Below are 12,320 nucleotides of genomic sequence, written 5' to 3' on the forward strand. Positions count from 1 at the left end.
TTAGACCTTATACAAATTTAGAAGGAGTATTCTCACATGAATGTTATGTGAGAATACCTCTTTAGACGGAGGGACTTACAATGGCAACAATGGAAGAAACAGTATTTCAGATTATTCTACATGGTGGAAACGGAAAAAGTTCTTCAATGGAAGCGATCGCGGCTGCAAAACGCGGAGATTTTACAGAAGCAAGAGCAAAACTACAGGAAGCAGCAGATGCACTGAACGAAGCACACCATGTTCAAACCTCATTGATTCAAGGAGAAATTAGAGGAGAAAAAGTAGAAATTTCTTTATTAATGGTTCATGCTCAAGATCACTTAATGAATGCAATTACACTTAAGGATTTAGCTACAGAATTTGTGGATTTGTACGAAACGATTAAATTAGAGAAAGTTTCCAGCTAACAATTTATTACAGTAATTTGTGCGGAAAGAAGCATAATAACAAATGAGTGGGTTCTGGTGTGAAAGCATCAGGACCATATTCATTACTTTTGGAAAAAGGGAAAATGTGAAGGAGAGATCTTTTATGATACATAAACAATTGAAGCCGTTTCCTGAAAAGTTCCTTTGGGGGGCAGCCTCTGCAGCTTATCAAGTTGAAGGTGCTTGGAACGAAGATGGAAAAGGACCATCTAACTGGGATTTATTTGTTCGCATCCCAGGAAAAACGTTTAAAGGGACAACTGGTGATGTAGCTGTTGATCATTACCATCGATATAAAGAAGATGTGCAATTAATGGCAGATATGGGTATGAAGGCATATCGTTTTTCAGTAGCTTGGACCAGAATTCTTCCAGAGGGAAAAGGGGAAGTTAATGAGAAAGGTTTGCAGTTTTACGACAATCTTATCAATGAGCTCGTAAAGCATAATATAGAACCTATCCTTACACTGTATCATTGGGACCTACCACAAGCTTTACAAGATGAATATGGTGGGTGGGAATCAAGAAAGATCATTGAAGACTTTACAAATTACAGTACAATTTTATTCAAACGTTTTGGTGATCGTGTTAAGTACTGGGTGAGTTTAAATGAACAAAATATTTTTACTATGCTTGGGTATCAGTGGGCAGCTCATCCACCGGGAGTAAAAGATGATAAGCTATTTTATCAAGTGAACCACCATGCGAACCTAGCAAATGCAAGTGTTATCAAAGAATTCCGTAAATATGTTCCAGATGGAAAGATTGGTCCTAGCTTTGCTTATTCACCTGCTTATGCTGCGACATCAAAGCCAACAGATATTTTAGCAGCAGAAAATGCAGAGGAATTTACTAGCCATTGGTGGATGGACGTTTACGCCTGGGGGAAATATCCAGAAGCAGCGTGGAACTACTTAGAAAAGAATGGGCTAGCGCCTCAAGTAGAAAATGGTGACTTTGAATTATTAAAAGCTGGAAAACCTGATTTTATGGGTGTAAACTATTACCAAACAACCACATACGAGGAAAACCCGCTTGATGGGGTAACTGAAGGTCATTTTAATACATCTGGTCAAAAAGGTACAACAAAAGACAGAGGAATTCCAGGTGTATTCAAAACCGTCAAGAACGACAATTTAGAAAGAACTAACTGGGACTGGAATATAGATCCGGTTGGTCTTCGAATTGGTCTCCGCCGCATTCAAAGCAGATACGGTTTACCAATCTTAATTAGTGAAAACGGATTAGGGGAGTATGATAAGCTTGAAGAGAATGATGTAGTAAATGATGACTACCGTATCGATTATATTCGCACGCATTTAGTAGCCATTCAAGAGGCCATTTCAGATGGAGTTGAAATGCTGGGATATTGCGTATGGTCATTTACTGATCTTTTAAGCTGGTTGAATGGATTCCAAAAACGTTACGGATTCGTTTATGTGAATCAGCATGAAGAAGGCGAACACGATCTTCGTCGAATTAAGAAAAAGAGCTTTGATTGGTACCAATCCGTGATCGCGTCAAATGGTGAGAAGCTATAAGCATAATAGGAGGTTTTATTAATGGCAAAGAAAACTTTTACAGTAATTGATGAAACAGGGATTCATGCAAGACCTGCGACACTTTTAGTAAGTACGGCAAGTAAGTACAATTCAGATGTGAAGCTAGCATACAAAGAAAAGGAAGTTAACCTCAAGTCAATCATGGGTGTTATGTCTTTAGGTATTCCTAAGGGAGCATCTATTACAATTACAACTGAGGGTGCCGATGAAGAGGAAGCATTAAATGGTCTTACTGATGTTTTAGCTAAAGAAGGACTTGCTGAATAAAATCAAGAAGCCCCATTCATTTTTGGATGGGGTTTTTAAATAGGGAGAGAAGTATCTTGACCAAAAAAATGGTTTTTTTTGATATTGATGGAACATTATATAATGAAGAAAAAAAACTACCAAAATCGGCAAAGGAATCAATTCAGCGGTTAAAGCAACAAGGCCATGAGGTAGCTATTGCAACAGGTAGATCCCCTTTTAATATTACGGACATTCGTAAAGAATTAGAAATAGATAACTATGTAAGCTTTAATGGCCAGTATGTCGTGTTGAATGGTCAAGTGGTATATAAAAATCCCATCAACGTTTCAGTTTTAGAAGAGCTAACAAGTTATTCTGCAGAAAATCAACATCCTATCGTGTATTTAAATCACGAGGATATGAAAGGGAATGTGGAATCACATACGTTGTTGGAAAAAGCAGTTGGATCTTTAAATGTTAATGGTAAGGTTGGATATGACCCCCTATACCACCGAGATAGAGAAATCTATCAATCCTTTTTAATATATAGAGACGAGGACCAGGTGGATTACAAATCAGCATTCCCAGCATTGGATTTTATTCGATGGCATGAATATGCAGTTGATGTGTTACCTGCCGGAGGATCAAAAGCAGTAGGGATTCAAGCGGCCATCAATCATTTTGGAATTGCTCCTGAGCATGTGTATGCATTTGGAGATGGATTAAATGACATTGAAATGCTTTCGTTTGTAAAAAATAGTGTAGCTATGGGAAATGCACATGAAAAAGCAAAGAGTGCTGCTAAATACATAACAAAGCATGTGGATGAAGATGGGATTGCATACGGACTGGAATTGGTAGGACTGTTAAAATAAAGAAACATCGTCAGAGAAGATCTGACGATGTTTCTTTTTATATTAGAAAGATTGCTACAACCGTAGTGACGACAAGACCGATACAAACAGGAAGGAGGTTTCGTCGAGCTAATTCAAAGGGGTCGACATTACAAATGGCAGCAGCTGGAATTAGAGCCCAAGGAACTAAAGTGCCTCCACCAACCCAAATGGCTGAAATTTGCCCGAGAGCTGTTAGTGTAGCAGCTCCTGCACCAATACCCTCGGCAAACAGGTTCGCAACAGAACCAGCCAGTGAAATGCCTGAAAAACCTGATCCATCTAAACCTGTAATCGCTCCAACTGTTGTCAGAGTAATTGCAGCAATTTCGTTGCTTAACGGAACAATCCCCGCTAAGGAGACACTAAGGTCATTCACAATGCCTTGTGAATCTTCAGGTAAATATTCTCCAATGATGGTTGTAAAACCAGCATCCCCAAGATAGAAAAACGCTGCAATCGGAATAACAGGTCCAAACACCTTAAAGCCAAATTGAAATCCTTCTATTAAATAGCTCGTTGTTTTTTCAAGTCCTTTGTTTTTATGCGCAACGACTGTGATTAGTATGAGAATAACGATGGATGTACCACCAACTAATGCTGTTGCGTCCGCTCCCTGTAAATCAAGTAGGAACATAGCGACAACATCTAATAAAAACAAAATGGGGATGAGCAGTGAGAAAAAACCTTTCTGCTTATGGGATAATAAGTTTTTCTCTGTTTCTTCATTTGGTGACTTTGATTGGATATAAGAGGTTGTAGGTAACTTTCCGAGTCTCATGTCCCTCTTCAAAAAGAGGAAGGCAGTAATGGTTGTGACAACCCCCATGACGATCACAAGAGGAACACTAGCACTAATGACCTCGCCTACTGGTAAGCCAGCCGCATCGGCAGTTAATTTTGGCGCAGCCTGAATGATGAAGTCACCAGATAAAGCAATTCCATGGCCAAATAAGTTCATCGCCATTGCCACACCCAGGGCAGGAAGCCCGACTCGAATAGCTACAGGCAGTAATACCGCCCCCAGTAGAGCAACCGCAGGAGATGGCCAAAAAAACCAAGAGATAACCATCATTAAAATACCAATTGTCCAGTATGCAAGGGCTGGTGTACGAATGATTTTTGCGAAAGGAGAAATCATCACATCATTGATTCCCGTAATAGTAAGACTTCGACTCATAGCAACGATAATAGAAATGACTAGAATCGTAGGAAGTAACTCAGTAATAGCATAAATAAAGCTTGAAAATATATCACTAATGGATGCACTTAGGGAGCCAGTAGCAGTTAGTGCTATTAGAAAAATTCCTATAATACATACTAATGTAGTATCTCTTCGCATGACCATAAAACCTATAATTAAAATGATAAAGGAAAGGTAAATCCAATGTAAAGCTGTTAACTCAATACCCATCGCACAAACTCCTTTCTCCTATAAAAGGGGACATGGCCATTTAGGCTTTTTCCCTAATATGGTTAATTGCTACAGGATATGTAAAATGGGCAAAGATGTGAGAGGGAAAAGAAAATCTTTCCGTCTCTAGACGGAGAAAGGGAACCTCTTTGGTATGGTTCGAATTTTCAGGAGAAGAAGTAATATGAATGAAGGAGAATAAAGAAAAATATCGAATTACTAAGCTATTGATTGAAGGTAGGCGAACTATATTGAGATATCAAACTATAAACCAAGTACTATTTGCCATCATGCTCTTACTAATAGGAGGTGTTCTCCTTCTCGCTAATCTAGGTGTCATTTCCTTGGAAATAACAGAGTTATTTGTCGTTTCCTATCCGTTTCTGCTATTGATCATTGCAATGATTCTATTCATTAAGGCACTTGTTGAAAGGGAAAGCTTCTTTTTATCAATATTTTTATTGCTTCTTTCTTCAATATTAATACTTGACCGATTCGGGAAATTAGATTTTGGATTTTGGGAGTTTTGGAAGCTTTGGCCATATATCATTATTTACATTGGGTTAAACATACTAAGTAGAAAAAATAAAATTAAGTTTCATTTTAATGAAGACATGCCTAAAGATGCATTCAAATCAGTTGATGAAAAAGAGAGAAAGAACCAAAGAAAAAGAGCAAGAGGTTTCTCAATTGGGGATGTTAGTTTTAAACAAGCGAATTGGTCAGTAGAACCAATGGAGCTCTATAACACGATTGGAGACTATTTTATTGATTTTAGCCAAGCATATATTCCGGAAAAAGAAACTCCTATTATCGTTCAAGGATGGATTGGTGATGTCAAAATGATCATACCAGAGGATGTTCCTGTTTTTGTTCAATCTTATATAAAGGTAGGAGATATTCGTATCTTTGATAAGGAAACCGATTCAATTAATCGCGGGTTAACCTATCAATCACCAGGCTATGAGGAAGCCGTTCGCAAATTAAAGATAACCATTGAGTTGAAAATAGGATCCGTACGTATTGATAAGGTATAGGTGAAGCTTATGAAAAAGAGAGTAGGCATTCGTTTTTGGTTTTTACAAAGTTTTATCATGATGGCATTTATTAGTTCTCTTTGTTTTTTTCTCGGATTACAAATCTATTTATTTAACGTGCAATCCTCTAACTTATCTATATATACTACATTTTGGCTTACCTTCTACGTTCTTCTAATCCTTTTGCTTATCGGAGGATACTTCGGGATTAAGGGAAGTTATTTGATTAAAGGAAGATTGTCAGATATCTACTTATTTATTTCCACGTTAAGAAGTGGGAAGTTCTCAGAGAGAATACCGGAATTTGAGAAGGATGAAATTGGTCTTATTACAGAGGAATTAAACCATTTAGCAGAATACATACAGGAACAAGTAAATTCCACGAGAAGATTAGCTGATGAAAAGACCGCACTGGCACAGACGGCACATGCTGCTGCGGTCATGGAGGAAAGACAGCGACTGGCAAGGGATCTTCATGATGTGGTTAGTCAGCAGCTGTTTGCACTCAGTATGATTAGCTCTGCAACCCTCCGTACATTTGATAAAAACCCGTTGAAAGCTAAGGAACAATTGGAACAAATATCAGAAATAGCTGTTAAAGCACAAGGTGAAATGAGAGCATTATTACTTCATCTTCGACCCGTTCAGTTAAAAGATGATAGCTTATGTGATGGGGTAATTAAATTAATTCAAGAGTTAAAAGGAAAAACAGGCATTGAATTTCAAGCAAGCATTGATGAGCTCGATTGTGTTTCAAAAGCAACAGAAGAGCATTTGTTTCGAATTATTCAAGAAGCGCTTTCTAATATTTTGAAGCATGCCGAAGCTACAAAAATAACTATTACATTAACAGAAAAAGAATCATATATTTATTTGTTTATAGGAGATAACGGGAAAGGCTTCGACCCAGAGGTTGTCCGTATGACATCTTATGGAATGAAAACAATGAGAGAACGCTGTGAAGAAATTGGTGGCATTTTCACCATTCGCTCCAAAAAGAAGGAAGGTACATATATTGATATTAGAATACCCGTGACCGGGAGGGGCCAGTATGATTAGATTAGTTGTTGTGGATGACCATGAAGTTGTAAGAAAAGGAATTATTTCATATTTACAAACAGAAACGGATATCGAAATTGTAGGAGAAGCCAATTGTGGTAGAGATGCAGTCTCACTTGTTGCTGACAGAAAACCAGAGGTTGTTCTGATGGATTTGCTAATGGAAGATGGGACAGGGATTGAGGCAACAAAGGCAATTCTATCCTTTAACCCCAATTGTAAAATTATAATCATAACTAGTTTTTACGATGATGAACAGGTATTTCCAGCCATTGAGGCTGGGGTATTTAGCTATATGCTAAAAACAGCCACAGCTGATGAAATTGTTCAAGCGATTAGGAAAGCGGCTCGAGGGGAAGCAGTGATAGAACCAAAGGTAGCGAATCGGATGATGAGCCACTTGAGAGTGAAAGAAAAGAAACCCCATGATGAACTCACGGAAAGAGAAATGGAAGTATTGATATGTATTGGTGATGGGAAAACGAATCAGGAAATTAGTAATGAGTTATACATTGGTGTGAAAACAGTGAAGACTCATGTGAGTAACATCCTGAGCAAGCTACATGTGGCCGACCGAACTCAGGCGGCTGTATATGCAAATCGAAATGGACTTATGAAGGTAAAAGAAAGCCGGGACTGATAGCATACCCGGCTTTTCCTTATTCCTTATCTTTTACGAGGTGGTACTTTGTCACGAAAGAAGGTCTTGTAAAAATTTGTGGTTGTTGCTGATCGATACCCTTTTCAGTTTTTCTTTTCTCATGAGCCTTTTCATAAGCTTTAGACTCCTGCCAATGTAAAAAGTCTTTTTCTTCTTTCCATGCCGTTAAAATGATGTATGTATCGTTGGAAAGGGGACGTAATACTCGAATAGCTGCAAATCCAGGCTCCTGTTCAATGAGTCTAGCTCGGTTTTTAAAGCGATATTCGAATACAGGCCTACCTTCATCACTTACAGGAATATTGTTAAACACAAAAAATGCTCCATTTGCCAATTCCCCTGATTGATCTATTACTTCATACTTCCTTGGGGAGGCAAAGACTGTGCTACCTTCTGTTTCATGAATGAGAAGTGTCGTTTCATTATCCTGCATAAGTAGCATCTTTTCCTGTAGATGCTTTTCCTTTAGTGAGTGCATAAAATCATACGTTCCATTTGTCATATAGAGATTCAAACTTGGTCACCCCTTACCGATATATAGATTTATTATAACGAGAAATAATTCCTAACCCAAATTTCAACTAGTTTGAAAAAGAAAAATCATTAGATAAAAAAAGAAGATTTTTTGACAGATGGGACAGTTATCTATACATCTATAGGAGAAAAAGCTATATTAAAAGATGTGTATGTAAGCGCAGTTATTTTTAAATATGAGTAAAGTATATTAAAATGGGAGATAGCTTGTTTTTTTGAAAGGGGTCAACATGAATGGTAAGACAAATTAATGAAACATTTTTAAAGGCAGCAAGGGGAGAAAAAACGGATTATACCCCTGTTTGGTATATGAGGCAGGCTGGAAGGTCACAACCTGAATATCGTGAAATCAAAGAAAAGTATTCTTTATTTGAAATAACACATCAGCCTGAGCTTTGTGCGTATGTAACAAGACTTCCGGTTGAGCAATACGATGTTGATGCAGCTATTCTTTATAAAGATATTATGTCCCCGCTTCCTGCTATCGGAGTAGATGTAGAAATACAATCAGGAATTGGTCCGGTTATCTCAAACCCTATTCGTTCTTTAGCTGATGTAGAAAAATTAGGGGAGATTCATCCGGAAGAGGATGTTCCATATGTGCTTGATACAATAAAGATGCTTACACAGGAACAGCTTAACGTTCCTCTTATTGGATTCGCTGGAGCACCTTTTACACTCGCTAGCTATATGATTGAGGGTGGACCATCAAAAAACTATAACAAAACCAAATCATTTATGTACTCAGAACCAAAGGCATGGTTCGCGCTAATGGATAAATTGGCAGAGATGACCATTACATATGTGAAATCCCAAATAAATGCGGGTGCACGTGCCATTCAGATATTTGATTCTTGGGTCGGTGCCTTGAACGTTCAGGACTATCGTTATTTTATTAAGCCGGTAATGAACAGAATCTTTAGTGCGCTTAAAGAAGAAAATGTCCCATTGATTATGTTTGGCGTTGGTGCAAGCCATCTAGCACTAGAATGGAATGATCTCCCTCTCGATGTTGTTGGGTTAGATTGGCGTCTACAAATAGAAGAGGCTCGCCAGATGGGTGTGAACAAGACAGTTCAAGGAAACTTAGATCCTGCTATTTTGTTGGCTCCGTGGGAAGTCATTGAGGAGCGCGCAAAAGCCATCCTAGATCAGGGACTTGCACACCCAGGACATATTTTCAACTTAGGACATGGTGTGTTTCCTTCAGTCAATCCGGAAACATTAAAGCGATTAACAACCTTTGTTCATGAATATACTACAGCAAACAAACGTTAATAATTCTTTAGTGATAATTATTATTATTTTTAAAACATTATTACTAGCACTTTCACGTTTTTTTTGGCAAAATAAATGATTGAATCAGAAAGTTGTTGAAAAAACGTGAATAACAGGATGTGAGGGATATTATGACAAAGAAAGTAATGGGGCTTTTAGTAATGGCCTATGGAACTCCTTACAAGGAAGAGGATATTGAAAGGTATTATACGCATATACGTCATGGCCGTAAGCCGTCTCCTGAAATGCTAGAGGATTTAAAAAATCGCTATGAAGCAATTGGGGGCATCTCTCCACTAGCAAAAATAACCCAGGAACAGGGAGAGAAGCTACAGCAGCATTTAAATAAAGTTCAGGATGAAGTGGAATTTAAACTTTACTTAGGTCTAAAGCATATTGAACCGTTCGTTGAGGATGCAGTGAAACAAATGCACGAGGATGGTATTCAAGAAGCAGTGAGCATCGTGCTTGCACCGCATTTTTCTACTTTTAGCGTTAAGTCATACAATGGACGAGCTCATGAGGAAGCAGAGAAGCTTGGGAACATTAAAATTACATCAGTCGAAAGCTGGTATGATGAGCCAAAGTTTATTCAGTATTGGTCTGAAAAAGTAAAGGCAACTTTTGATTCTATGCCGGAAGAAGAAAAGAGTCATTCGGTTTTAATTGTTTCTGCACACAGCTTACCTGAAAAAATCCTTCAATCGGGGGATCCATATCCAAATCAGCTTCAACAAACAGCCGATTTAATCGCTGAACGTGCGGGTGTAAAAAACTATGTAGTTGGCTGGCAGAGTGCAGGAAACACACCGGAGCCATGGCTTGGACCGGATGTTCAGGATTTAACGAGAGAGTTACATGAAAAGAATGGGTATAAAGCGTTCGTATACACACCAGTTGGCTTTGTTGCAGACCATCTGGAGGTACTTTACGATAATGACTATGAATGTAAGATCATTACCGAGGAATTAGGTGTATCATACTACCGACCTGAAATGCCGAATTCTAAAGCACTATTTATTGATGCTATGGCAACAGTTGTACTGAACAAATTAAACATGAGATAACGTAAACAACTTTTAGAAAAGAAGGCGATTAACAGTGTTGGAAGAAAAAAAGAAGGTTGTCATTATTGGGGGAGGCATTACTGGTATATCAACAGCTTACTACTTACAGAAGGAAGCACGTGAAAAGGGCTTACCAATTGACGTACGTCTTGTAGAAGCTTCTCATCGTTTAGGGGGGAAAATACAGACTGTTGTTCGGGACGGTTTTGTTATTGAGAGAGGCCCTGACTCCTACCTCGAGAGAAAGCAAAGTGCCACGCGTCTTGTAAAGGAAGCAGGAATGGAGTCCAAGCTAGTGAACAATACAGCTGGGAAATCATATGTATTAGTTCAAGAGAGGCTTCATCCGATGCCAGGTGGTTCTGTTATGGGTATCCCAACACAACTGGCCCCATTTGTTACGACCGGATTATTTTCTATTCAAGGAAAGTTAAGAGCCGCTGCTGATTTCGTTTTACCAAAATCTAATCCAGTAGAGGATCAACCACTAGGCTCCTTCTTTAGAAGAAGATTAGGAGATGAAGTGGTTGAAAACCTAATTGAACCACTTCTTTCAGGTATATACGCAGGGGATATCGACCAAATGAGTCTTATGGCTACATTTCCTCAATTTTATCAGGTGGAACAAAAGTATGGCAGTTTAGTACTTGGAATGAAAAAAGCAACACCACAAGCACCGAAAAAAACTTCTGAAACGAAAAGTAAAGGGATATTCTTAACGCTTACATCTGGTTTACAGTCTCTAGTGGACGGAATTGAAGCAAAGCTAGAGACAGGATCAGTATTGAAGGGGATTCGTGTCGATCGAATCAAGAAGGTAGATAAAGGTTACAAGCTTGAGCTAAACAACGGTGAAAACCTTAAAGCTGATGCCATTGTCTCAGCAGTTCCACATCATGTGACTCATGCGATGTTTCAGCAATATGATTTCTTTGATGCATTTGAACAAATGCCATCTACTTCGGTAGCAACTGTTGCGTTGGCTTTTCCAAAGGAAGCAGTAGAAAAAGATATCAATGGGACAGGATTTGTCGTGTCTCGAAATAGTGATTATTCAATTACTGCTTGTACGTGGACACATAAAAAATGGCCACATTCATGCCCGGAAGGTAGTGTTCTGCTTCGTTGTTATGTCGGTCGTCCTGGTGATGAGGCGATTGTGGATTTATCTGATGATGAATTAACTAGAATCGTTCTAGAAGACTTAAATAAGACAATGAATATTACGATGGATCCTGACTTTGTGGTTGTTTCAAGATGGAAGGAGTCTATGCCTCAATACACCGTTGGCCATAAACAAAGAATTCAAACGATCAATGAGCATGTTGCAAAGGAATTACCTGGCGTCTTTTTAGCAGGAGCTTCCTTTGAAGGATTAGGGATTCCTGATTGTATTGATCAAGGTGAGGCAGCAGTAAAAAAGGTATTACAATATCTTCAATAATCTTTACATGGAGACTCTTAGCAGGGAGTCTCTTTTTCACTATTGACACAACCTCTAGACGGTGGTAAATTACTTATTATACAAAATGACCATTTTGTTCATTTGGTCAATGATTGAGGTGAATACATGGGGATTGATCGAAAAAAGCTAATTGTCGATGCTGCAACGAAATCATTTTCGCAGTTCGGCTATAAAGCTACGACAATAGACCAAGTTGCCAAAATTGCTAATGTTGGAAAAGGAACGATTTATACCTTTTTTAAAAACAAGGAAGAGCTATTTGACGAGATTATTTCTAGCTTAATAAAGGAGCTAAAAGTAACTGCAGATGAGGCATTTTTAGGAGACTTGCCATTTCATGAAAAATTGCATCAAGCAATGTATCAGATCCTTGAATTTCGGATCAGCCACCAACTTACCATTAAGCTTTTTCAGGAGGCTAGAGAAATTGGTACACCTGCAGTAGTAGATGTAATTAATCGCATGGAAAATAATATATTGAGAAATATTGAAGAACGAGTGGCCAAAGCAATGGAAACGGGAAGTCTACAATCGTGTGATCCAAAGGTAACGGCTTTTGTCATGCTGAAGCTTTATATTGCTCTTATTTTCGATTGGGAAAAAAATAATCCACCACTTGAAAAAGACGAGATTGCCAAGCTGTTTGAACAATATATATTTAAGGGTTTAGCTAAATAAGCCCTTATTTTTTATTC

The 12,320-nt window shown here is 38.4% G+C and carries 13 protein-coding genes; 11 read left to right on the forward strand and 2 right to left on the reverse strand.

Going from position 1 to position 12,320, the window contains the following annotated elements; translation table 11 throughout:
* Positions 1-80: 80 nt before the first annotated feature.
* From BKO01S_RS13100 to BKO01S_RS13115, 4 genes are all read left to right on the forward strand, one after another.
* Positions 81-407, forward strand: coding sequence for a PTS lactose/cellobiose transporter subunit IIA (locus BKO01S_RS13100; RefSeq protein ID WP_066054491.1), 327 nt, complete (start codon positions 81-83; stop codon positions 405-407).
* Between the two features lie 124 nt (positions 408-531).
* Positions 532-1,968: a glycoside hydrolase family 1 protein gene (locus tag BKO01S_RS13105; protein ID WP_066054493.1), complete on the forward strand. Its 1,437-nt coding sequence runs from the start codon at positions 532-534 to the stop codon at positions 1,966-1,968.
* A 21-nt stretch (positions 1,969-1,989) separates the two neighbouring features.
* Complete coding sequence (locus tag BKO01S_RS13110; protein ID WP_066054495.1) at positions 1,990-2,256, forward strand: phosphocarrier protein HPr; 267 nt, start codon at positions 1,990-1,992, stop codon at positions 2,254-2,256.
* A 53-nt stretch (positions 2,257-2,309) separates the two neighbouring features.
* On the forward strand, positions 2,310-3,092 hold the full coding sequence (locus BKO01S_RS13115) for a Cof-type HAD-IIB family hydrolase (protein WP_198158819.1): 783 nt from the start codon (positions 2,310-2,312) through the stop codon (positions 3,090-3,092).
* Between the two features lie 37 nt (positions 3,093-3,129).
* On the opposite strand, the gene BKO01S_RS13120 is transcribed toward BKO01S_RS13115, so the two are convergent.
* Entirely contained in the window at positions 3,130-4,524 is a 1,395-nt protein-coding gene (locus tag BKO01S_RS13120; RefSeq protein ID WP_066054498.1) for a hypothetical protein, read from the reverse strand.
* A gap of 251 nt (positions 4,525-4,775) precedes the next feature.
* Between BKO01S_RS13120 and liaF the strand changes: the two genes are divergently transcribed.
* From liaF to BKO01S_RS13135, 3 genes are read left to right on the forward strand one after another with little or no spacing between them, the layout of a single operon-like run.
* The gene (liaF, locus tag BKO01S_RS13125; RefSeq protein ID WP_066055014.1) at positions 4,776-5,561 is read left to right on the forward strand and encodes a cell wall-active antibiotics response protein LiaF; all 786 of its coding nucleotides are present in this window, start codon (positions 4,776-4,778) and stop codon (positions 5,559-5,561) included.
* A gap of 9 nt (positions 5,562-5,570) precedes the next feature.
* Positions 5,571-6,620: a HAMP domain-containing sensor histidine kinase gene (locus tag BKO01S_RS13130; RefSeq protein WP_066054501.1), complete on the forward strand. Its 1,050-nt coding sequence runs from the start codon at positions 5,571-5,573 to the stop codon at positions 6,618-6,620.
* On the forward strand, positions 6,613-7,260 hold the full coding sequence (locus BKO01S_RS13135) for a response regulator (RefSeq protein WP_066054504.1): 648 nt from the start codon (positions 6,613-6,615) through the stop codon (positions 7,258-7,260). Before BKO01S_RS13130 ends, BKO01S_RS13135 begins: the two co-directional genes overlap by 8 nt.
* Positions 7,261-7,279: 19 nt before the next feature.
* On the opposite strand, the gene BKO01S_RS13140 is transcribed toward BKO01S_RS13135, so the two are convergent.
* The gene (locus tag BKO01S_RS13140) at positions 7,280-7,795 is read right to left on the reverse strand and encodes an antibiotic biosynthesis monooxygenase family protein (RefSeq protein WP_066054507.1); all 516 of its coding nucleotides are present in this window, start codon (positions 7,793-7,795) and stop codon (positions 7,280-7,282) included.
* A gap of 254 nt (positions 7,796-8,049) precedes the next feature.
* Here BKO01S_RS13140 and hemE point away from each other — a divergent pair, with 254 nt between their 5' ends.
* The 4 genes from hemE (at position 8,050) to BKO01S_RS13160 (ending at position 12,303) form a co-directional block, all read left to right on the forward strand.
* Positions 8,050-9,093, forward strand: coding sequence for a uroporphyrinogen decarboxylase (gene hemE / locus BKO01S_RS13145; protein ID WP_066054509.1), 1,044 nt, complete (start codon positions 8,050-8,052; stop codon positions 9,091-9,093).
* Between the two features lie 131 nt (positions 9,094-9,224).
* Positions 9,225-10,160, forward strand: coding sequence for a ferrochelatase (gene hemH, locus BKO01S_RS13150; protein ID WP_066054511.1), 936 nt, complete (start codon positions 9,225-9,227; stop codon positions 10,158-10,160).
* 34 nt (positions 10,161-10,194) lie between these two features.
* Positions 10,195-11,604, forward strand: coding sequence for a protoporphyrinogen oxidase (hemY, locus tag BKO01S_RS13155; RefSeq protein ID WP_066054513.1), 1,410 nt, complete (start codon positions 10,195-10,197; stop codon positions 11,602-11,604).
* 126 nt (positions 11,605-11,730) lie between these two features.
* A complete protein-coding gene (locus BKO01S_RS13160) occupies positions 11,731-12,303 on the forward strand; it encodes a TetR/AcrR family transcriptional regulator (protein WP_066054516.1) in 573 nt (190 codons plus the stop codon).
* Positions 12,304-12,320: the final 17 nt, after the last annotated feature.

This window comes from Robertmurraya korlensis NBRC 107688 (assembly GCF_001591645.1).
Classification (GTDB): Bacteria; Bacillota; Bacilli; order Bacillales; family Cytobacillaceae; genus Robertmurraya_A.

Excerpts from the sequence above, each read along its gene's own strand:
- BKO01S_RS13105 (WP_066054493.1), top strand. The coding sequence starts at position 532 with ATGATACATAAACAATTGAAGCCGTTTCCTGAAAAGTTCCTTTGGGGG.
- BKO01S_RS13100 (WP_066054491.1), top strand. The coding sequence starts at position 81 with ATGGCAACAATGGAAGAAACAGTATTTCAGATTATTCTACATGGTGGA.
- hemE (WP_066054509.1), top strand. The coding sequence starts at position 8,050 with ATGGTAAGACAAATTAATGAAACATTTTTAAAGGCAGCAAGGGGAGAA.
- hemH (WP_066054511.1), top strand. The coding sequence starts at position 9,225 with ATGACAAAGAAAGTAATGGGGCTTTTAGTAATGGCCTATGGAACTCCT.
- BKO01S_RS13110 (WP_066054495.1), top strand. The coding sequence starts at position 1,990 with ATGGCAAAGAAAACTTTTACAGTAATTGATGAAACAGGGATTCATGCA.
- BKO01S_RS13135 (WP_066054504.1), top strand. The coding sequence starts at position 6,613 with ATGATTAGATTAGTTGTTGTGGATGACCATGAAGTTGTAAGAAAAGGA.
- BKO01S_RS13160 (WP_066054516.1), top strand. The coding sequence starts at position 11,731 with ATGGGGATTGATCGAAAAAAGCTAATTGTCGATGCTGCAACGAAATCA.
- BKO01S_RS13130 (WP_066054501.1), top strand. The coding sequence starts at position 5,571 with ATGAAAAAGAGAGTAGGCATTCGTTTTTGGTTTTTACAAAGTTTTATC.
- BKO01S_RS13120 (WP_066054498.1), bottom strand. The coding sequence starts at position 4,524 with ATGGGTATTGAGTTAACAGCTTTACATTGGATTTACCTTTCCTTTATC.